The 19340-nt window shown below is 59.4% G+C and carries 21 protein-coding genes and 1 tRNA gene; 11 read left to right on the top strand and 11 right to left on the bottom strand.

The window, feature by feature from the left end; translation table 11 throughout:
- Window positions 1-3 precede the first annotated feature (3 nt).
- The 7 genes from BUE15_RS16520 to BUE15_RS16490 form a co-directional block, all read right to left on the bottom strand.
- Window positions 4-306 carry a transposase gene (locus BUE15_RS16520; RefSeq protein WP_073285727.1) on the bottom strand — a complete coding sequence of 101 codons (303 nt, stop codon included), beginning with the start codon at window positions 304-306 and terminating at the stop codon, window positions 4-6.
- 121 nt (window positions 307-427) lie between these two features.
- Window positions 428-1081 carry an NUMOD4 domain-containing protein gene (locus BUE15_RS16515; protein ID WP_073287611.1) on the bottom strand — a complete coding sequence of 218 codons (654 nt, stop codon included), beginning with the start codon at window positions 1079-1081 and terminating at the stop codon, window positions 428-430.
- A 197-nt stretch (window positions 1082-1278) separates the two neighbouring features.
- Complete coding sequence (locus BUE15_RS16510; protein WP_073287609.1) at window positions 1279-1467, bottom strand: hypothetical protein; 189 nt, start codon at window positions 1465-1467, stop codon at window positions 1279-1281.
- A 32-nt stretch (window positions 1468-1499) separates the two neighbouring features.
- Window positions 1500-1772, bottom strand: coding sequence for a hypothetical protein (locus BUE15_RS16505; protein ID WP_073287607.1), 273 nt, complete (start codon window positions 1770-1772; stop codon window positions 1500-1502).
- Window positions 1773-1858: 86 nt separating this feature from the next.
- Window positions 1859-2305 (bottom strand): hypothetical protein, encoded by a 447-nt coding sequence (locus BUE15_RS16500; RefSeq protein WP_073287605.1) that lies wholly within the window; start codon window positions 2303-2305, stop codon window positions 1859-1861.
- On the bottom strand, window positions 2292-2762 hold the full coding sequence (locus BUE15_RS16495) for a M15 family metallopeptidase (RefSeq protein ID WP_244535967.1): 471 nt from the start codon (window positions 2760-2762) through the stop codon (window positions 2292-2294). The genes BUE15_RS16500 and BUE15_RS16495 overlap by 14 nt, the downstream gene beginning before the upstream one ends.
- Window positions 2763-3872: 1110 nt before the next feature.
- Window positions 3873-4277, bottom strand: coding sequence for an SLOG family protein (locus BUE15_RS16490; protein WP_084549129.1), 405 nt, complete (start codon window positions 4275-4277; stop codon window positions 3873-3875).
- Between the two features lie 194 nt (window positions 4278-4471).
- Here BUE15_RS16490 and BUE15_RS16485 point away from each other — a divergent pair, with 194 nt between their 5' ends.
- The 5 genes from BUE15_RS16485 (at window position 4472) to BUE15_RS16465 (ending at window position 6725) form a co-directional block, all read left to right on the top strand.
- A complete protein-coding gene (locus BUE15_RS16485) occupies window positions 4472-4834 on the top strand; it encodes a hypothetical protein (RefSeq protein ID WP_073287600.1) in 363 nt (120 codons plus the stop codon).
- Window positions 4827-5141, top strand: a complete 315-nt coding sequence (locus tag BUE15_RS16480) for a hypothetical protein (RefSeq protein WP_073287594.1) — start codon at window positions 4827-4829, stop codon at window positions 5139-5141. Before BUE15_RS16485 ends, BUE15_RS16480 begins: the two co-directional genes overlap by 8 nt.
- Window positions 5138-5422 carry a hypothetical protein gene (locus BUE15_RS16475; RefSeq protein WP_139252360.1) on the top strand — a complete coding sequence of 95 codons (285 nt, stop codon included), beginning with the start codon at window positions 5138-5140 and terminating at the stop codon, window positions 5420-5422. The genes BUE15_RS16480 and BUE15_RS16475 overlap by 4 nt, the downstream gene beginning before the upstream one ends.
- Before the next feature lie 55 nt (window positions 5423-5477).
- Window positions 5478-5792 carry a DUF3846 domain-containing protein gene (locus tag BUE15_RS16470; RefSeq protein WP_073287591.1) on the top strand — a complete coding sequence of 105 codons (315 nt, stop codon included), beginning with the start codon at window positions 5478-5480 and terminating at the stop codon, window positions 5790-5792.
- Window positions 5793-5876: 84 nt separating this feature from the next.
- Window positions 5877-6725 carry a PD-(D/E)XK nuclease-like domain-containing protein gene (locus BUE15_RS16465; protein WP_244535966.1) on the top strand — a complete coding sequence of 283 codons (849 nt, stop codon included), beginning with the start codon at window positions 5877-5879 and terminating at the stop codon, window positions 6723-6725.
- A 28-nt stretch (window positions 6726-6753) separates the two neighbouring features.
- Here BUE15_RS16465 and BUE15_RS16460 read toward each other — a convergent pair whose 3' ends face one another.
- Complete coding sequence (locus BUE15_RS16460) at window positions 6754-7884, bottom strand: PDDEXK nuclease domain-containing protein (protein ID WP_073287588.1); 1131 nt, start codon at window positions 7882-7884, stop codon at window positions 6754-6756.
- 215 nt (window positions 7885-8099) lie between these two features.
- Between BUE15_RS16460 and BUE15_RS16455 the strand changes: the two genes are divergently transcribed.
- Window positions 8100-8507, top strand: a complete 408-nt coding sequence (locus tag BUE15_RS16455; protein WP_139252359.1) for a hypothetical protein — start codon at window positions 8100-8102, stop codon at window positions 8505-8507.
- A 156-nt stretch (window positions 8508-8663) separates the two neighbouring features.
- Here the strand turns inward: BUE15_RS16455 and BUE15_RS16450 are convergent, their stop codons facing one another.
- The 3 genes from BUE15_RS16450 to BUE15_RS16440 form a co-directional block, all read right to left on the bottom strand.
- Window positions 8664-9983, bottom strand: coding sequence for a site-specific integrase (locus BUE15_RS16450; RefSeq protein ID WP_073287586.1), 1320 nt, complete (start codon window positions 9981-9983; stop codon window positions 8664-8666).
- 150 nt (window positions 9984-10133) lie between these two features.
- A tRNA-Thr gene (locus BUE15_RS16445) sits at window positions 10134-10206 on the bottom strand.
- An 88-nt stretch (window positions 10207-10294) separates the two neighbouring features.
- Entirely contained in the window at window positions 10295-11767 is a 1473-nt protein-coding gene (locus tag BUE15_RS16440) for a L,D-transpeptidase scaffold domain-containing protein (protein WP_084549128.1), read from the bottom strand.
- Between the two features lie 248 nt (window positions 11768-12015).
- On the opposite strand from BUE15_RS16440, the gene BUE15_RS16435 reads away from it, so the two are divergent.
- From BUE15_RS16435 to BUE15_RS16415, 5 genes are all read left to right on the top strand, one after another.
- The gene (locus tag BUE15_RS16435; protein WP_244535965.1) at window positions 12016-12678 is read left to right on the top strand and encodes an HD domain-containing protein; all 663 of its coding nucleotides are present in this window, start codon (window positions 12016-12018) and stop codon (window positions 12676-12678) included.
- 58 nt (window positions 12679-12736) lie between these two features.
- Complete coding sequence (locus BUE15_RS16430) at window positions 12737-12979, top strand: hypothetical protein (RefSeq protein WP_073287584.1); 243 nt, start codon at window positions 12737-12739, stop codon at window positions 12977-12979.
- Between the two features lie 125 nt (window positions 12980-13104).
- On the top strand, window positions 13105-15699 hold the full coding sequence (gene gyrA / locus BUE15_RS16425; protein ID WP_073287583.1) for a DNA gyrase subunit A: 2595 nt from the start codon (window positions 13105-13107) through the stop codon (window positions 15697-15699).
- Between the two features lie 154 nt (window positions 15700-15853).
- On the top strand, window positions 15854-16996 hold the full coding sequence (locus tag BUE15_RS16420; protein WP_073287582.1) for a tetratricopeptide repeat protein: 1143 nt from the start codon (window positions 15854-15856) through the stop codon (window positions 16994-16996).
- Between the two features lie 1189 nt (window positions 16997-18185).
- Window positions 18186-19304 (top strand): hypothetical protein, encoded by a 1119-nt coding sequence (locus BUE15_RS16415; protein ID WP_139252358.1) that lies wholly within the window; start codon window positions 18186-18188, stop codon window positions 19302-19304.
- The last annotated feature ends 36 nt before the right edge of the window (window positions 19305-19340 follow it).

Genomic DNA, 19340 nt, shown 5'->3' with positions numbered 1-19340 from the left:
GGCTCATGACTGAGGCGGTTGGGAGAAGATGGTCACGACTTTTTTTAAAATATCGCGCTCCATTTCCACGCGCTTGAGCGCGGCCCGCAGCTGCTTGATTTCGTCGCGCTCCGCGCTGCTGGGGACGGCGGCTTCCAGGGCTTGGCGTTGCCAGCGCCCCAGCAGGGCCGGTGAAATGCCCTGGGCACGGGCCACGTCGCTTTGCCGGGTACCAGCCGCTACTTGGCGGACGCACTCGGCTTTAAAAGCCGGCGTGTATTTCTTGCGGGTGGAGGGGTTTCCTACAGGATTCGATTTTTCAGTCATGAGCAGCGGAAGTTAAGACTTCTCGCTGTCCGTTTTAGCTAGACCACCTCACTTTACAAGCTTGGTAGAAGGGTGTTACCAGCGACTCAGTGTAGGCACTGTATAACATCAGTTATGCACTTTACTTCATATAGCGCCAACTATATCCTCTATAGTGCTTTTTCAGCCCGCGCACTGTTCTGCTGATGCTGGACAGGTCACTATTCGTCTGACGAGCTGCTTCCGCAATACTCACGTAGTGGTTCAGCAATTTGCCCGCCGCATCGTATTGTCCTACTGCTCTCTGCTTCTGATAGCCCCCAGAATTTTTAGGCCATTTGCTGCGGTCTACGTAGCTCAGCGCCGACGTACGCCGGCCCCGCGTGTCTACGCGCCGCGCCCACTCACTTTTCGTCCCCGGCAGCAGATTTTCCACGCAGTTGTTGTAACCGTCGCTGTCGCGGTTCATTACCACCAGCTCTTGAACCAACTGCGCGTTGACGAAGGCCGCATATACCAGCCGGCGCACATTCATATACCGGGGTTTGGCGTCGGGGTAGAGTGATACTTGTAAGCTCACACTTGGCACCCCGGTCGTGTCATTCTTTTTGAAAGTTTGCTTCTGCTTCAGGATGCGTCCGGCCTTAGGCAGCGTCCGCCCCATTCTGTCCACCACGAAACGGTCTACCGAACGAACTCGCCCCAGGCTGGACACTTCATAGTAATCAAAGCCGGCTACAGCTCGCCACTCCTCACCAGGCAAGTCAGCGGCCCCAACATGTTGGTATGGGTACATAGGTGGTGAATTGAACGGTAAGGAATAGGCCGTGACGCAAAGAAAGCCCGGCCTTGCGGCCGGGCCTCTCTTACAACAGGTGTGGTGTAGCCAGTAACCGAGTTACCCGCCCCTGCGGCCCGCACACACTATCCGGGACCGCAGCCCGAATATAACAACGGCCACCTATCTGGTGGCCGTTGTCGTTAGCACGCCAATCAGGACGGCCGTTGTTTCTTTTCCTTTCGCACGCCCTTGAACGGCTTGCCGTCTTCCTTCACGTCCAGGAAGCGCCCCGACTTGGCGTCCCGTTTCACAAACTGTTTCGTCGCCGGATTGAATGTCTGAGACCGTTTACGCACGGCCCCCTTGCGGGCATTGTCGCCGGTAGGAGGGCTGGTTGCCATGATGATGATGAGGTGAAGAGTAGGAGAGAAGGTTACAGCGAAGCCGCCCCGCCCTGCGCCGGGCCGTTGGCGGGCGTTTTCAAATCGGCGTCCGGGTCCACGGCCACCGACGACACGGCTGCCGCCACCGAGCCGGCCAGCACCAGGTAGCCGCCGATAGTCACGACCACGGCCGGCAACGCCACCGGCGCCGTCGCCAGGATACCGCCCACGGCCGCCAGCGCGGCCCCAATGGTGCGTACCTTCCGGAAGAATCGGGGTGTGGGCAGCGTCACCCGATCGAGTACTGTGAGTTTCTTGTCCATGTGAGTAGTTGTTGGTTGCTTGTTGTCCGTTGTTAGGAAAGGTCGGGAAGGCCGCCACTGACAACGGACAACCACCTCCCGACACCTTATTTCTGCTCCAACCGGGCCAAAATCCGGTCGGCCCACTTGTTGCGCGAATCCTGCTCCTTGCTGGCCTCGGTCAGCACTTTGGTGCGCTCCTCCACCAGCGCCATCGTCTTGTCGATGTTGGCCAGCCGCTCGGTGAGCTTGAGCACCAGCTCGGTCATCTCCTTGCGCAGTTCGGCCCGCTGCTGCAAGCTCTCCACGCGCACCTGCTCGGCGTGCCGCTTCATTTCCTCCCGCAGCTTGGCCTCCCGCGCCACCGCGGCCACGTGGTAGTCATCCACCTTTAGCGCCAGCGCCGCCGATTGCGACTCCTGCTTCTGGCACGTCACCTTCAACTCTTCCACCGCCCGCCAGTTCTTCACAAAGTACAGCAGCACGGCCACCGCCCCACCCACCACCGACGACACCACGCCCCAGTTTGCCAGTATCAGGCTATCCACGTCCATCACCTCCTTTCCGCACCGCCAGCACCTCGAAGTGCGGCCGGTCTTTGAACGTGAGCCAGTCACCGCCCCACACCACCCGCGCATCGGCCGCCTTCATCAGCCGCGCAAACTTGCTCAGCAGCAGCCCCGACCATGATACCGACCCGTCGGCCAGCAAAAACGCCACGTCCAGCGCCGGAGTGGGAGAGAGGTTGTGCTTCGATTCACCCCCACGCTTGTAGGTTACGATAAGGCCCGGTTTGGTGCGCCCCTGCGCGTACAGCTCATTCTGGCGCTCTGGGCTCCGGTAGCACTCCGTGATGATGGGCCGACCCACCAGCCGCAACACTGGGTCCCCCAGCCACCGGCCGAGAGCTTGCGCGTAGGCGGCTGCCAAATGCGGCAATGCTTGGTTGAGTCGATGGGCCTGAGTAGCCAACTGTTTTCCCGTAAGCTGAGGCAGCTGTTCAGGTCGCATAGATAGTGCGCGAGGCATGAAGCAGTAATTTGTAGTAGTACAGCAACAAAGATGCAAAATTTACACTATTGTGTAATAAAGAATATTGTAGACAGCTGATAAGCAAATTGACTTATATGCAGATGGGCGCTGCCTTCGGCCCAGGCTGTTCAGGGCTTCGCTTCGCTACGGTGCTCCGCACCCGGCCGGGGCTCGTTGCTCGACGACACCCGCCGCTACGACGGTAACAGTTGCCACGGCCCCGTCCGGCCCTTACCATCCTTAGCGCATGCTTATTGATTCTGGCTGATGCTGGGTGGTCTGCTGCTACGATTGTCGTTCTACGCTCCGGCCCAGGGCCAGAAAAAGGCCCCCAGCCTCCGCTGCCAGAACCCACCACCCCGGCCCGCCTCCCGCTGGTCGGCCAGCCTCTGCCTACCCACCCACCCCGATAGCACCCTGACGCCAGCCCACCGCACTGGCTCAAGCCGCTCATCCGCAACCGAAGGTCAGCGCAGCTAAGGTCGCCGGCTCCTGTCGTCGCCACCTCCCAAGCGGGGCGTCCTGGCCGTTTTCCACCCGCAGTTACATAACCGTTACATAAGAAAACCCTGTTTCCAGCCGACATGAACCGAAAACAGGGCCAAGAAGTACATGGCCGTCACATAAGAATGCAGCTCAGAAGCGGCTCACGGCGGCTACCCGGACGGCGGGCTTCGACTCAGGCTCACAGTAGCCCGCCGCATGGGGCTTCGCGCTTTGCATGACGTGTCGCACGGCGGCTTTCATGCCCACCCTCCCGTTGGTCGGCCGGTCATCGGCATCGGCCCCAGGCGCAGCTACAGCGGCTCACAGCGGCTTATTGATTCGGGGGCCTCATAAGGTGCCCTTCGGGCGGTGTTTATCTGGGGGCGGCCCCCCAGACCCCCGGTCATTCAGTGGTGGCAGGTCGGCCGCGCTGCCATATCGGTTCGGCACAGTGCCGCAAGGGCACGCGCAGGCGTCGGGTAGTTCCGTTGTGAGGCCGGCAGCCGTGCGGGTCGTGGCGGGCTTGTTTAGCCTTGGCGGCTCAGCTACACGCAGCAGGGGCGGCGGTGGTGGCCACCATCGGTAGGCATGGCGGGGCAGGCCTTATAGCCCCAGCCCGCCCGGTACTTGCGCTGCGCCGGGCGCGGGCTCTACCAGCCATTCCAGCCGTTTACCCAGCCGGGCCGCCTTGCGGGCCGCGTCCAGCGTGCCCCGGCTCACCCCGTCCCAGCACACCAGCACCACATCGGCCGCCGCCACCAGCTGCCTGTTGCGCACCAGCGGCGCAGCCTTTCCGTGGGCGGCGTAGTCCGGCAGGTACTCGGTCAGCGGTATTCCGTGGCGCATTGCCCAGCAGGCCGCCAGGGCATCCACCCCGGCGGCTCCGCCACTCACCACCTCTGCCAACTCGCCGGCTCTGTGCAGCGCATCCAGGCGGGCCAGCAGTGGTGGGCAGTGCGCCAGGGCGCGGCTGCCCACCACACCCACTATCATTTGTATTTTTATCATACTACAATATACATGCTATTGGCGTATTAAGGTGTATTATGTGGATAATTATCATTACCTAATAATGTATCATATAATAATATTTTAACGTATATTAGTGTAATAGTTCGGGAGAGGCCCGGACGTCTTGCGCCCGCGGCGCCAGCTGGGCCCGGCCCGCACCGCAGCGCACCCCACGGCTAACCTCTACAGCCATGTTCACCACCTTGCAGTTCTCGCAGTTAATTGCCGCCGCCTGGGCGGGCCCCGTTGCCGGCCACTCTGCCGCCATTGTCCACGGCGTTTTGCCCTCTGGCCATCAGTACACCCAGTATCAGGTGTCCTACCACGTAGGCGGTGCCTGCTATATCAGCACTTACGATGCCCAGCAGTGTCCGTTCCAGGCCATTGCCTCCGCCGTGGCTGCCGCTGCTGCTGCCGGCGTCCAGGTCAGCCGCCACCGCGCCCAGCACATCATCAGCCGCACCGCCGCCGCCTTGTGCGGGGTGCAGCTCACCCGTCCCGGCTTCGCCTGCCGGGCGCGTCGCCACCGGGTAGCCCGCCGCGTCCATGCGTAGCCCGGCCGCCACCGTAGCCCCCAGCCCGGCCGGGCTGGGGGCCTACAACCGCCGCAAGTGCTTTGAAGAACGGGAGCTTTCGGTTTCGCTGTTCGGCGGGCTTCGGGAGGTCACGGCCGCCGTTTCCTATTACGTGCAGTGGGTTTCCGCCGATGAGTTCAACTGGTCGGGCCGCAAGCAGCCCCATGTACAGGTGCGCGGCGTGTACTGCCGGCGCACCGGCCGCCCGCTTTATGTGGGCCGCGCCCAGGAGCGGGCGCTAGGGGAGAAGGTAGAGGCGCTACTATTCGAGCAGGGGCAGGCATGAGTATGGCCCCCGCACCGCAGGCAGGCCGCTGGTATGCGGCCTGCCTCTACGCCGCCGGCTCCGCTTGGGCCGTGGTGCAGGACGTAGCCCAGCCCGGCACCGTGCCCGGCTGCCCCGGCCTCTACCAGATGCAGGCTGCCCCCGGCCGCTATGTCACGCAGGAGGCGGCCACGGCCGCCGCCGCCCGCTTCAATGCCCCGCGCCTGCGCCCGGCTGACCGCTACGGCGAACTACCCCAGCCTGCCGAAGACTACCACCCGCACCCCTGGGACCTGAAATAAACTACTAACCAGCCCGCGCCAGCTCCCGGCGGCGCGGGCCCCAATACCCCACCATATGCCCGCCACCGCTACTACTTATCAGCCCCATTTACTCGACCCGCACAGCGCCGAGCCCCGGCCCGTGAGCCCCGCCAACGGCCGCAGCTTCCAGCTGGCCGAACTCTACCGGCTGCTCGACTGCCAGACCGTCGACGTGGTGCGCCTCACCGACGAGCTGATTCTGATAATCGACGACGAAGGCAAGTTCCGCCAGCCCTGCTACCTGAATCTGCTGGCTACCTACCTCTGGTACCAGTACCAGCCCGAAGCCCGCGGCCAGGACAGCATCGTGGGCCGGGCCATTCTCTGCCACGACAGGCAGTTCCGCTAGTCTTCCGCGCCTTGCTCATTTCACTACCCATTACGGCGAAGGGGCTGGCCGCCGACTGGCCCCACCTTTTACCTCTTTCCTATTATGGCAACTGCCACCAAAACCCCCAAGACCGCAGCCGCCCCAGCTGCCACCGTTACAGCTGCCGCTTCGGTCGCTACCCTGACCCCCAGCCGCGCCTACCTCACGGCCACCGCAGACGAGCAAACCGGCGAAATCACCGAGACCAGCCGCTTCCGCTACCTGCCCGGCCACCCCAAGCAGATCCGCGCCGACCTGAAAGCCGGCGTGTTCAACGTCAACGGCGAAAAGGTGCTCGGCAAAACCCTCAGCTTTATTCCCATGTCGCTGCGCGTCTTCGCCGACAACATCCTCAACATGGGCAAGAAAGTGTGGGCCGAGGTGTACTTCGTGGACGAAACCGGGGCCGTGTGCGCCGTACTGGAGCCTCACCGCTACCAAGCCCCGCAGGACCTACCCCCGGCCCAGCTGCGCCTCCTCGACAACCTGGCCGCCGCCGTGCGCCGCCACCGCTACTGCCGCGACCTGTTATACAGGGGCACCCCCGAGCTGACCCACACCGCTACCCACACCGAAACCGGCTTGACGGTCAAAATCCGCCCCGACCTGCTCGTGGTAACGCCCCGCCTCGGCCGCCGGGTGCTGGTCGACTTCAAAACCACCAGCTGCCGCGACTATGCCCAGTTCGTGGCCACCATCGAGCAGTACGACTACGACCGCCAGGCCGCCTTCTACACCGACGTGCTGCAGGCCGACCGGTTCCTGATAGTGGGCGTGCAGAAGAAAGCCCCGCACGACATCTGGCTGGTGGAGCTGTCGGCCGACGCCGCCACGATGGCGCAGGGTCGTAAGAAGTACGCCCGCCTGCTGCGGGCCTGGGCCACGCTCCACCAGCCCGTGCTGGTGACCTGAGTGAATTGCTTCCGCGGGGGGGCTTCCCTTAGGCGGGGTCGTACGGGTTCCGTGCAGGGGAAGCTGCTGCCTCCTGGGCGGCCAGGCGGACCTGTTCGGCGCGCACCAGTTCCTGGAGCTCGGCCTCCGACGGCAGGTTTACCCGGTACTTGCTCACGAACATCTGCTCTGCCATGCCCGAGGTAGCGTAGCGGACCAGCGTGTCGTTCTTCTGCGCGCACAGAATCAGACCTACCGGCGGGTTGTCGCCTTCGCTCATCTCGTTTTCGCGGTAATAGTTTAGGTACACGTTCATCTGGCCGGCGTCGGCGTGGCTAAACGCGCCGATTTTCAGGTCCACCAGCACATGCCGCTTCAGGATGCGGTGGTAGAAAACCAGGTCGATGAAGTAGTGCTCGTTGTCGAAGGTGATGCGCTTCTGCCGGGCTTCAAAGCAGAACCCCCGCCCCAGCTCCACCAGAAAGGTTTGCAGGTGGGCGATGATAGCCGCTTCCAACTCGCTTTCGCTGTAGCTCACCTGCGGCTGCAGTCCCAGGAATTCCAGCACGTAGGGGTTCTTCACCACGTCGGTAACCGCCAACGCCTGCGTCCCGGCGTGGCCGGCCAGCACGGCCGCCTTGTCCGTCGACAGGCCCGTTCGCTCGTACAGCGCCGACTCAATGGCCCGTTTCAGCTCCCGTACCGACCAACTGTTTTTCACCGCGTGCACCTCGTAGAAGGCCCGTTGCAGGGGGTTCTCCAGCGGCAGCAGCTCCAGAAAGTGCGAGAAGCTCAGGCGGCTCAGCAGCAGCCGGGGCTCCAGGCCGGCAGCGCTGGCCGCAGCCTCGAGGGGGGGAAGGGCGGGCAGCTGCAGCCCGGTCAATTCTCCCGACAGTGTTGAGAGAATTGCCGGATAGGTCCGGTAAAAGTCCACGCACCGATACAGCTGCTGGGCCGACAGCCCGCGCCCCTGCTGCAGGCGCCGGGCCAGTTCCGGCATCAGCCGGGCGCCGTAAGCGGCCCGGTCTGCGCCGTGCTGCTCGTACTCGGCAATATGCCAGCCAATCAGCCAGTTGCGCACCGTCAACCAGTAATTCACCTGCTGCACCGCGGCCTGCTGGGTCCGCTCGTGCAGCAGGCCAATACGCTCGGCCAGGGTGGAAAGTGTCGATTCTGCCATAAGGGCCAAGATACAGCCCCATTTTTGGTTTGTTGCCACCCTTGCTACCCAAAAGAAATCCAGTTAGGTTCGCCTGGCCATGTTCAGCTTTTAGTTTTTAGTAGAAGGCCTGAGCACGCCGGTTGCGCTGCTGAGTCAGAAAAGGGTTGTTTCTTGTGGCTGGTACGTGCCCGTCTGTCCACTAGCGGTATCCCATTCTTTTCCGTTGCATCCCGATGAAGTATTGGTTCTTACTAGCATTGGCCGCCGTTGGCCTGTCGCAGGCCGTGGCTCAGAGCAAGCCAGCCGCTATGCTCTATCCTCAGGTTAGCAAAACGCTTGATAGCCTGGCGTACGTCGACCAGTGGCCGATGCAGCAGATGTTCAGGCAACAGCCCGACAGTGCCGGCCGGGACCTGGTGCAGGTCGAAAAAGACAACTTTGCCCGCCACCAGCCGGTGCTGGAGAAGATCGTGCGGCAGGTGGGGTATCCGGGCTTCCGGCTGGTAGGGCAGAAAAGTTCGGATAATTTCTGGCTGATGGCGCAGCACGCCGACGCGCACCCGGATTTCCAGCGGCAGGTGCTCCGGCTGATGCTGCCCGAGGTACGGCGTAAGAACGCCGGCGGGGCCAACTACGCATAGACTTAAAAGTAGTAAAGTTTTACAATAATTATATTGATTAGTGTATTATGATATACTAAGTCGTGTTAACCTGACAGTTTTATATAACCTGACCCGCCATCTACAAAAACGGCCCGCTATGGTAGCGGGCCGCGTTGTACAAGTCAAAGCAAATGTTCAGGCCGCCGAGGGCTCCACGGCGCAGATTTGGTTATCAAGAGCCCCCGAGCTGTCGGTAACCCCTTGAGCGTCCCAGATGCGCCGCATAGTCTGGTGCTGGAAATCCTCCACGATTTTAGCGTATACCAGCGTCGTCTTGATGCTGGCGTGCCCCAGTATTTTCTGCAGCACCTCCACCGGCATCCCGCGCAGCAGACTCTGGGTGGCGAAGGTGTGGCGGGCCGTGTGCATAGTCACCAGCTCGTGTTTCTCCCGCATCGTTTTTAGCACTTGGCCGGCCCGCACCTCTACTACCTCAACCCCGGACGATACACCCGCCAGCCGCGTAATTCGTTTCAGGTAGCGGTTCATCACCTGGTTCTGATACACCGGCAACAGCCGCGCCCCCGGCCCGGTCCGCTCCGGGCAGGTATATTTCTCCAGCACCGCCGAAGCTGCTGCAGTAAGGTACACGCTGACTTTCGTGCGGGTTTTGGTCTGGGTGAGCCGTAGTACCCGGCCCGAGCCGTCGGCCAAAGTCTCCACGTTGCCGCCGTGCAGCTGCAATACATCGGAGTAGCGCAGGCCGGTGTAGCAGCAGAACAGAAACACGTCCCGCACCGGGGCCAGGGTGGTGGGCAGCACCGCCACCCGCACCCGCTCCATTTCCTGGGCCGACAAATACACCTTATCCGTGTCCTGACACGCCACGCGTAGCTTGCGCGGCTCCACGCTGATGCAGATTCCCCGTTCGTCCCGCAGGTATCCGAAAAGCCGCCGCAGGTCTTTGCCCACAGTATAGAGGGAATTGGGGCTTAGTTCCCGATCGTGGCGCAGGTAGGCCAGCACCAGGTCGTGGGTGGCCAGGTCGTAGCCGCTGACCGTGAGCTTCCGGCCGGCCCACTGCTCGAAGTTGCGCAGCCAGTTGGCCGTTACCAAGTAGTGGCGCAGCGTGTTCCACATCAGCCCGCGCCGGCGCATCACTTCCCGAAACTGCATAACTTCCTCAACCACCAGCAGCGGGGCTGGTGGCATGGCCACCACCGCCGGTTGCAGCGAGGCTTTGAGCCCGGCCACCGTAGGCACCTCACCCGAAGCCCGCACGCCCCGCCACCATTTCAGCACATTGCCCGCCATCAGTTTCAGCAGGTTATTAGCTTCTTCAGCCAGTGGGTAAGACTTGCGGAACTGCTGCCGGTCTTCGTTCCAGTCTGCCGGCCGGCACTTCTCGCCCGTCGAACAGGCCAGCCGCGCCCCGTCGAAGTACACCATTAGATACACCGGACACTCTCCGGCCTTGTTTTGCTTCTGCTTACGCAGCACGAACTGGGTTACCATACTAGGGTAGCGTAATAGGTAGCGTGCTTCCCGCTCCTAAGTGGAAGATTCGCGCCCAGAGAACCGAGTACCCCCAGACGCAAAAAACCCGGAAACCAGCTTTCGCAGCGCGAGAAGCAAGTTTCCGGGCGTTCCGGGATAGAATAAATGAGCCTCCTGTCGGGATCGAACCAACGACCTACTGATTACAAGTCAGTTGCTCTACCAGCTGAGCTAAGGAGGCGTAATGATGCTGCAAAACTACAGCCTGCCGCCGTTTTTTCAAGTTGTTGAAGAAAAAAAAGCACATCTTTTCTTCAACAACTTGGCTTTCACGGTGCTACTACTGCTGCTGCCAGCTGCTCATCCTGGCAGTATACATCCTGATAGAAATACAAACGGCCATTGCGAGCCTCACAGGTGAAATAGCGTACCCGGATAGGCAGGCCCTGCGTCAGGTCGTAGCGGCATTTCTCCTGGCGGGCAATACTGCGCCGCATGTCGGGCAGGGCTGCCTGCTGGTTTTCGCGCTTCAACAGATAGGCTGCAAACTCCAGCGGTTTTTCAAGGCGGATGCAGCCGTGGCTACGCGCCCTCTGAGGCTGCCGAAACAACGACTTGGCCGGGGTGTCGTGCACATAGATGGCGTGCTCGTTGGCAAAGTAAAAGACAATGCTGCCTAACGCATTGTGGCGGCCCGGGGTTTGGCGGATGGTGTAAGGAAACGTTTCGGGCGTAATTCGGCTCCAGCGCACCCGCCACGGGTTCACGGGCCGGTTGCGGTAGTCGAACAGGCGGTAATGGTTGTCGGCCAGAAAGCTGGGGTCGTTCTGCAGCTCCGGCAGAATCTCATTCGCGGCAATGCTGTAGGGTACGCGCCAGTCGGGAGCCGTAATAAAGACGTTGATGTGGCTATCCAGTGAGGGGGTAGGGGTTTGGGATTTTCCCACTACTACCCGATGGCTCTGCACGACCTGGCCATTCTTGATGATCTGCAGCGTGTAAGCCGGAATGTTGACCAATGCGTATTCAGCCTCTAGTGTATCGGATTGCGCCGCCTCCCAGCGGAGCCGTTCCAGATTGAGGGACACCCGGCGGAAATCGGCGGCATTGCCCCGGTTTGGCTGCAGGGAATCGGTTGACTGAGATAAGCGGGCGCTCCAGGCCTGCTGTAGCTGAGTATAGGCCTGGCTGCTGGGCTGGCAGCGCAGGAACTCGGGTCCGAAGGCACTGTCGCCTAAGGCCGCCCGTAGCCGCTCGGCGGCTTGTTGAGTTGAGGCAGCGGTAAGGATGGTGCGGGTGAGCGTGCCGGGCTGCAGGCGGCCGTGGCGCAGATGAATAGCATAGCGCAGCAGTGCATCGGTCAGGCGCAGCTCAAAGCCCGGTAGGCTGCCCGCCATGGTGGTAGCCCGCCCGAGTGAGTCGGGGAGAGCCAGCAGGTCTGACCAGGCGTAAGTTCCCGGGTCCAGGCCGAATTCGGGAGCGCGCCGCAGCAGCGTAAGGGCCTGCCGGGCCGCGGCGTTCCAGCCTGACCCGGGCTGGGTCCAGGCCGCCGCAAAATTGCGCTGGCTATAGAACGTTTGCACGGCGGCACCGGCCTGCAGGCCTAGTTGCGCATACGTGGCCGCCGGGCCCAGCGCCACCGTGTCCAGGAGGCTGCGAACGGAAAGTGCTTCCGGCTGAGTAGCCGGGGCCGGAGCGAAGGTATCGGCAGCCTCAGCCAACGAAACCGCCGGAAATAGCGTGCTGCAGCCGATGGCGGCCGCCAGAAAAGCAGAGCGGGTACAGCTTCTTAACCTGATCATAGGCGTAGTGGCAAGAAAGACCGTGAAATGGCTAAACGGCACGTGTTATGACATAGTGGGCGAATTCGGGGGCCGGGGCTTTATCCAAAAAATCGGACACATTCTCTCGATAATATAGTGATTTTACCGAGAGAAGGCAAGTACTGAGCGCCGGTGTCAACTGGTCCGGTATGCCAAACTGTTGTTGCTTTGCACCGGCCGGCTACGGAGCCGGCGCGTTTCATTTTTCCGCACTACCCTTACTGCCCTTGAAAACTGACCTGATAGCCCGTACCGCTGAGTTTGTTCGTGAGAAGTTCCTGTACGAAGGCTCCGGCCACGACTGGGAACACATCCGCCGGGTGTGGCAGGTGGCCCGCGCGCTGGCCCACGACACTCCCGCGGCCGACCCCTCCATCACGGAGCTGGGGGCTCTGCTGCACGACGTAGCCGACTGGAAGTTTCATGGCGGCGACGAGGAAGCCGGGCCCCGGGCCGCCCGGGCCTGGCTGGTCAGCCAGCAGGCCGAAGAAAGCGTGATTCAAGCCGTCGAAACCATTATCCGCGAGGTTAGCTTCAAAGGAGTAGGAGTGGCCACGCCCATGAGTACGGTGGAAGGCCAGCTGGTGCAGGACGCCGACCGGCTCGATGCCATTGGAGCCATTGGGGTAGCGCGCGCCTTTGCCTACGGCGGCCACAAAGGCCGCCCACTGCACGACCCGACTATTGCGCCGGTGGAGCACGCTACTTTTGCCAGCTACAAGCAGAACGTGGCCCCCACCATCAACCACTTCTACGAAAAGCTGCTGCATCTGCGCGAGCGGCTGCACACGCCCGCCGCCCGCCGGGTAGCCGAGCAGCGGCACGCGTTTATGGAAACCTTCCTGGCGCAGTTTCTGCGTGAGTGGGAAGGAGAGGACCTGCTGGCTTGAACCGGAGTGCTTGTTTCAGGAGAGAGCCGCTCTAAGAAGAAACTCCCATCTTTGCCGCATGATGTTCCGCCTGCTTTTCTCCCGGTTGCTGCTGCCGTTTCTGGTTCTGCTGACAGTTTCCTCGTGCCGCAACTGCCCGATTATGTCCTGCCACACGCGCAAGGTGCATTTCCACGACGGCGTGAAGTATCGGGGCCAGCCGCTGCTCAAGAAACAGAACCCGGCCATTGGCGAAAAAATCAAGACCTACAACCCCAAAGCGGGCAAGCACAAGGCCGACAAAAGTAAGTCGCTGAAGTAGCGCCAAAGGGCCGCGCATCGTAGGAAAAACGGCCTTTTTTGCCTATCTTGCAGGCTTAACGCAACCTTCATTCACGGCGCCGGAACTGCCTATTTCGCAGCGGCCGGCCTCCTCAAGTTCTCCCTATGGCGGAAGGCGAAAAAATCATTCCGATTAACATCGAAGACGAGATGCGTGGCGCCTACATCGACTATTCGATGTCGGTTATCATCTCCCGGGCGCTGCCCGACGTGCGCGACGGCCTCAAGCCCGTGCACCGGCGCGTGCTCTACGGCATGAGCGAGCTGGGCGTCTCCTACAACAAATCCTACAAGAAATCAGCCCGTATCGTGGGGGAGGTGCTGGGTAAGTATCACCCGCACGGCGACTCCTCGGTATACGATACCATGGTGCGCATGGCCCAGGACTGGAGCCTGCGCTACCCGCTCGTGGACGGGCAAGGCAACTTTGGGAGCATCGACGGCGACTCGCCGGCCGCTATGCGTTACACCGAAGCCCGCCTGAAGCGCCTGGCCGACGAATTGCTCGGCGACCTGGACAAAGACACGGTTGACTTTCAGCCCAACTTCGACGACTCGCTGGAAGAGCCCAGCGTGATGCCGGCCAAATTCCCGAACCTGCTGGTAAACGGCACGACGGGTATTGCCGTGGGCATGGCCACCAACATGGCGCCCCACAACCTCACGGAAGTGGTCAGCGGCATCATTGCCTACCTCGACAACAACGATATTACCGTTGCTGAGCTGATGGAGCACGTTACCGCGCCGGACTTCCCGACGGGTGGCATTATCTACGGCTATGAGGGCGTAAAGCAGGCCTTCGAAACCGGCCGGGGCCGGGTAGTGGTGCGGGCCAAAGCGCACTTCGAGACGCTGCCCAGCGGCAAAGAGCAGATCATCATCACCGAAATTCCCTATATGGTGAACAAGGCGGCGATGATTGAGAAAACGGCCGCCCTCATCAACGACAAGAAGATTGAAGGCATCTCCGACCTGCGCGACGAGTCGGACCGCGACGGTATGCGCATCGTGTATGACCTGAAGCGCGACGCCATGCCCAACGTGGTGCTCAACCAGCTCTACCGCTACACGCAGCTGCAGTCGTCGTTTGGCGTCAACAACGTGTGCCTGGTGAAAGGCCGTCCGATGACGCTCAACCTGAAGGAGCTGATTCACTACTTCGTGGAGCACCGCGCCGATGTAGTGGTGCGCCGCACCCGCTACGAGCTGGCCGAAGCCCAGAAGCGGGCCCACATCCTGGAAGGTCTGCTCATTGCGCTGGACCACCTCGATGAGGTAATTGCCCTGATTCGGGGTTCGCGCGACGGCGAAGTGGCCCGCGCTCAGTTGATCGAGCGGTTCTCACTCAGCGAAATTCAGGCCCGCGCTATTCTGGACATGCGTCTGCAGCGCCTCACCGGCCTGGAGCGCGACAAAATTGTGGCCGAATACGACGAGTTGATGAAGCTCGTGGATTACCTGAAATCGGTGCTGGCCTCGGAAGAGCTGCAGCGCCAGATTATCAAGGATGAGCTGATTGAAATCCGGGAGCGGTACGGCGATGCCCGTCGCACGGCTATTGAGTACGCCGGCGGCGACTTCTCCATGGAGGACATGATTGCCGACGAGAGCATGGTTATCACCATCTCACGCGAAGGCTACATCAAGCGCACTGCCCTCGACGAGTACCGTGCTCAGGGGCGCGGCGGTGTAGGCGCCCGTGGCGCTGCTACCAAGCAGGACGACTTTACGGAGCACCTGTTTGTGGCTACCACCCACGAGTACCTGCTGTTCTTTACGGAGCTGGGCCGCGTGTTCTGGCTGAAAGTGTACGAGGTTCCGGAAGGAGGGAAGGCTGCCAAAGGCCGGCCTATCCAGAACCTGATTGAGATTCCGCGTGAAGACTCGGTGCGGTCCGTGCTTAACGTACGCGGCCTCCGCGACCCGGATTACCTGGAGAATACCTACCTGATGTTCTGCACCGAGCAGGGCACCGTGAAGAAAACGCCGCTGGAAGCCTACTCGCGCCCCCGGGCCGCCGGTATCAACGCCATTACTATCAATGAAGGCGACCGGCTGCTGGATGTGCGCCTGACCAACGGCAACTCTGAAGTGGTTGTGGCACTGCGTTCCGGCCGGGCTGTGCGCTTCCCGGAGGGTAAAGTTCGCTCGATGGGCCGTACTGCCGCCGGTGTGCGCGGTATTACGCTGGCCGATGCGTCGGACCGGGTAGTGGGGATGGTGTGCGTGTCGGATCCAACGCAGGAGCTGCTGGTAGTATCCGAAAACGGCTACGGCAAACGTTCCGAGCTGGAGGAATACCGCATCACCAACCGCGGCGGCAAGGGCGTCCGGGCCATGAAAATCACCGATAAAACGGGGGCCCTGGTGGCCATCAAGGACGTAAACGATACCGACGACCTGATGATCATCAACAAGTCCGGTATCACGATTCGCCTGCGGGTAGCCGATCTGCGCATCATCGGCCGGGCCACGCAGGGGGTGCGGCTGCTGAAAATCAACGAAGGCGACGAAATTTCCTCGGTTGCGAAAGTTGCGGCCGAAGAAGACAAGGACCCCGAAACGGAGGCCGTTCTGGAAGGCACCGTGTTGGCGCTGCCCGCCGACGCGGATCCGGAGGACGCCACTGATGCAGATGACCTTGAGGAAGATGACGACGTTGAAGAAAACGACGACGAGGACCTCGAAGAAGATCTGTAAGAACCTTTAGAAGGAGAGAGGCTGGCTGCTGGAAAGGTGTCCGGCCTCTTTCTATATCACTACAGGGGCACGCCGGTGCTGAACTTCGCACCGTATTCTCCTGTTTGCTGTGCAATTCCTTTCTTTCACCTGAACATTCTTCAGAAAACTCCCTATGAAGAAGCTACTTCTGACGCTTGTCGCTGCTGCGGCACTAACTTCCGCCTCGGCCCAGAATTCGGCCGTAACGAACGCCATCCTGAACCAGCGGCAGGGCCTGCTTGACAAAGCCCGCACTGATATCGATAAGGCCATTGTCCACGAGAAAACGTCGGGCAAAGCTAAAACCTGGTTTACGCGCGGCGAAGTATACGAGCAGATGGCAGCCAGCCCCATTTATGCCAAAAGCCTGAGCGCGGGCGAAGGCACGCGGGTGGCTTTCGAATCGTATCAGAAAGCCATTCAGCTCGACGGCAAAGACGGTGAGTACGGCAAGCAAGCCGTAGCCAAACTCGACAACCTATACGGGGCCGCGCTGAACGCCGGTGTGGAAAGCTACAACGGCAAGAACTACGACGAGGCAATCAACTCGTACAAAATGGCCCAGCAGATTCGTCCGCAGGACACCACGGCGTACCTGTATGCCGCGTATGCCGCCGAGGCCAAGCAAGACTTTGCGTCCGCCAAATCTACCTACGGCCAGCTGGTAGCCATGAACTACAAGTCGCCGCAGATGTATGGCCGGATGCTGCAGATTGCCCGCCAGGAAAAAAATGACCAGGAAGCTATGAAGGTTGTGGAGCAGGCGCTGCAGGCCTATCCCAACAACAAGGGCTTCATGCTTGAGGAGCTGAACATGTACCTCAGCGCCGGCCGTGGCAAAGAGGCACTGAGCAAGATTGACCGCGCTATCCAGGCTGATCCTACGAACGCAAACCTGTACGCCGTTAAAGGGTCGATTCTGGACCAGGACAAGCAGCCGGAAGAAGCTCTCAAGGCGTACCGCAAAGCGGTGGAAGTAGAACCGAATAACTTCGATGCCAACTTCAACTTAGGTGTCTACAGCTTCAACAAAGGCGCTGATATTTTCAAGCGGACCAATAAAATGGATCTGGCTACTTACCAGAAGAGCGGTAAGCGTATGGAGGCTGAAGGCAAGAAGTTTATTTCCGAAGCAATACCATACTTTGAGAAAGCCATGGCTGCTCAGCCAGAAGATCGGGCCACCATTTCATCCTTGCAGAAGGCGTATCAGACAATGGGTCGGACAGCCGATTCGGAGCGCATGATGGCCAAGCTTGATGCGTTGAAAAAATAAACAGACTTCCTCACAGAAGGAGAGTATCATGCCCGGACTACAATAGGTCGGGCATGTTTTCTAGATCATTACTTAACATAATATAAATTATAAGACATTCTGAGCTAAATGCGTATAAGCCTTCTCTGGTCGGTTTGGGATGTTGCCAATACCTTAGCTCATACGTTTGGTTCGCGTCTTAGGCTGGCTGCCGACTCACAGAGACCGTCTTCAGGAAGCACAGTAGCTTTAGTCCCTTCAGGATTTTTGTGTCTGGTGAGCTTTTTATAAACGCTGTGTGCTCTTAGGTTTTGTAGGGGTAACAAGCGCCCACCTCGGATGCTGTACGCTATTAAGAGAATCTGATAGCTGATAAGGCCAGACGTATAGCCTTCCTGCCTAGCTATATTGGGTGTTGTTAAACAAATAGGGGAAAACCGCCGACTTAGAGAATCCCTTTACTGGCTCAACAGCTACAATTAGGCTCAGGAGCAAAAGAGAGGTTATCCGGCTGAGCCGAACTTTGAGAGGAAGAGCCCCAACCACACCCCACGCCCATCAATCAATTGATTTTCCAGCGTACCAGTGCTTGCTTCAACCACTCAGGAGCACCTTCTAGGGGCGGCATTTTTCCGTTGTTCTCCGCCGTTAATCGAACAGCGCGAGCCTCCATTTCAGCTAGGGAAGGAACATCCCACTGGGCCCGCTCCTGGTCGGTCGTGCTGGCATCGAAGTCCCAAAGGGACGTGTAATCCTATCGCCTCTCGCTACTCATACGGCGAACTTATACCTTATCATTAGCATCTAGGCTGTTCAGCTGCCGAGTCGGAGGTTTTCCCCTATTTGTTTAACAACACCCTATATTTATTAGATCAGGTAATCATGGCTGTATGCTGTACTGCATCTCTCCTACTGCATTTGATATTCGCGTTGTTATCGGGCCAGTCTGATTATTGTCATACAGACGTTACAAGGCTAGATAAGGCCGAGTATCGCTTTTAGTGCTTGATCAGCCAAAATGTTAGCGACAAGCTTTAAACAGCTTCACTAAGGAAAGAAGCAGGCCTGCTCCTGCCCGCCCACCGCCCTTGGTTAGTGTGGTATACTATTTAATATATGGGAATAGATGTAATCAGAGGGTATATACGTGTAAGGTTCAGGAACAAAGTATATAATAGCAGTATAAAGCATAAAAAAGTAATTAAACATTATGCTTTTTTATGCTTTATACTGCTATTATATACCTGACTTTATTATCTTCGTGTATACTCTCTTCTTTTGCTTTATGCCTAAAACCATTGATTATCCTCGTACCACTTACCAAAGTGCTTGGGAAGTAGCTGAAGTAGTAGATGACACTGGAGGTAAATGCTCCTTTGAAACCTGTGCACGTAAACTCAACCGCAAGGTCAGTGGCTCTTTCAAGGCCATTATAGGTTCAGCCGTAAAATTCGGCTTGCTTACTAGCAAACGTGAATTACTCACCACTACGAACCTCTTTCGCCGCATCAAACACGCCTACGATAAGCAGGAGGAATTACTCTACCACCGTGAGGCATTCCTTCACCCGCCGCTATTCAACCAGATATGCCGGAAGTTCCGCAACCGGGAACTGCCCGTACATATGTTTGACATTATGCTCATCCGGGAGTTCGGCGTAGAGGAAATCAATGCACAGAATGTGGCCAAGGCCTTTGTGGATGGTGCCCGGATGGCTGGGGTGATGGACGAGCGCAACATAATAGCGGACATTGATCTGCTGGCCAATCAGCAAGGCCCAAGGAAAGAGTTGGCACCGGGCGAAATGCCGCTGAATTTATTCCGCGCTACGGATAAAACACCGGATACTGGGGGCACTACTGTCACTTCCCCTACATCAGCACAAAATATCACCCCACCTTTGGACCCGCTGACACTTGGCAGCACTCCTGGTATATCCACTGGCTCCGACTTTATACCCGCTGCTTTCCGTGGTAGCGCCTCCACCACAACAGCCGAAGACCCCGACCCGGTATCTGCTCTGTTCGGGCTCCACCCGAAGCCAACTCTGCCAACCCCACCTGAATCACCCAGCTTCCCGGCTTCACCATCTCCACCCTCAGTAGCCGGCGAGCAAGAGCAGCCCCGCGTTGCCGCCTCACTGCCTCAACCGGCACCAACCAGCGCGGGCGCCCCCCCACACCTCCCCGACTCGCCCGATACCACGCCGGGCTATCTGCTTCGTATTAGCGGCCCCGGCATCGATACCCAACTACATATTCAGGATACTGACGATTTGGAAATAGCACGCTTTCTACTCGACAAAATCCGCAAACAACTGTCATCCTGATTCTTAGCACCAAAAAAGCAGACCCGGTTACTCTCA

It is taken from the genome of Hymenobacter psychrotolerans DSM 18569, from assembly GCF_900142395.1.
In the GTDB taxonomy this organism is placed as follows: domain Bacteria; phylum Bacteroidota; class Bacteroidia; order Cytophagales; family Hymenobacteraceae; genus Hymenobacter; species Hymenobacter psychrotolerans.
Note: the sequence above shows the minus strand (reverse complement) of the source record. Positions and strands in the feature narration are given on the sequence as shown.

Bases quoted from the DNA above. Each gene is read 5' to 3' on its own strand.
- BUE15_RS16520 (WP_073285727.1), bottom strand. From the start codon at position 306: ATGACTGAAAAATCGAATCCTGTAGGAAACCCCTCCACCCGCAAGAAA.
- BUE15_RS16515 (WP_073287611.1), bottom strand. From the start codon at position 1,081: ATGTACCCATACCAACATGTTGGGGCCGCTGACTTGCCTGGTGAGGAG.
- BUE15_RS16510 (WP_073287609.1), bottom strand. From the start codon at position 1,467: ATGGCAACCAGCCCTCCTACCGGCGACAATGCCCGCAAGGGGGCCGTG.
- BUE15_RS16505 (WP_073287607.1), bottom strand. From the start codon at position 1,772: ATGGACAAGAAACTCACAGTACTCGATCGGGTGACGCTGCCCACACCC.
- BUE15_RS16500 (WP_073287605.1), bottom strand. From the start codon at position 2,305: ATGGACGTGGATAGCCTGATACTGGCAAACTGGGGCGTGGTGTCGTCG.
- BUE15_RS16495 (WP_244535967.1), bottom strand. From the start codon at position 2,762: ATGCGACCTGAACAGCTGCCTCAGCTTACGGGAAAACAGTTGGCTACT.
- BUE15_RS16490 (WP_084549129.1), bottom strand. From the start codon at position 4,277: ATGATAAAAATACAAATGATAGTGGGTGTGGTGGGCAGCCGCGCCCTG.
- BUE15_RS16485 (WP_073287600.1), top strand. From the start codon at position 4,472: ATGTTCACCACCTTGCAGTTCTCGCAGTTAATTGCCGCCGCCTGGGCG.
- BUE15_RS16480 (WP_073287594.1), top strand. From the start codon at position 4,827: ATGCGTAGCCCGGCCGCCACCGTAGCCCCCAGCCCGGCCGGGCTGGGG.
- BUE15_RS16475 (WP_139252360.1), top strand. From the start codon at position 5,138: ATGAGTATGGCCCCCGCACCGCAGGCAGGCCGCTGGTATGCGGCCTGC.
- BUE15_RS16470 (WP_073287591.1), top strand. From the start codon at position 5,478: ATGCCCGCCACCGCTACTACTTATCAGCCCCATTTACTCGACCCGCAC.
- BUE15_RS16465 (WP_244535966.1), top strand. From the start codon at position 5,877: ATGGCAACTGCCACCAAAACCCCCAAGACCGCAGCCGCCCCAGCTGCC.
- BUE15_RS16460 (WP_073287588.1), bottom strand. From the start codon at position 7,884: ATGGCAGAATCGACACTTTCCACCCTGGCCGAGCGTATTGGCCTGCTG.
- BUE15_RS16455 (WP_139252359.1), top strand. From the start codon at position 8,100: ATGAAGTATTGGTTCTTACTAGCATTGGCCGCCGTTGGCCTGTCGCAG.
- BUE15_RS16450 (WP_073287586.1), bottom strand. From the start codon at position 9,983: ATGGTAACCCAGTTCGTGCTGCGTAAGCAGAAGCAAAACAAGGCCGGA.
- BUE15_RS16440 (WP_084549128.1), bottom strand. From the start codon at position 11,767: ATGATCAGGTTAAGAAGCTGTACCCGCTCTGCTTTTCTGGCGGCCGCC.
- BUE15_RS16430 (WP_073287584.1), top strand. From the start codon at position 12,737: ATGATGTTCCGCCTGCTTTTCTCCCGGTTGCTGCTGCCGTTTCTGGTT.
- gyrA (WP_073287583.1), top strand. From the start codon at position 13,105: ATGGCGGAAGGCGAAAAAATCATTCCGATTAACATCGAAGACGAGATG.
- BUE15_RS16420 (WP_073287582.1), top strand. From the start codon at position 15,854: ATGAAGAAGCTACTTCTGACGCTTGTCGCTGCTGCGGCACTAACTTCC.
- BUE15_RS16415 (WP_139252358.1), top strand. From the start codon at position 18,186: ATGCTTTTTTATGCTTTATACTGCTATTATATACCTGACTTTATTATC.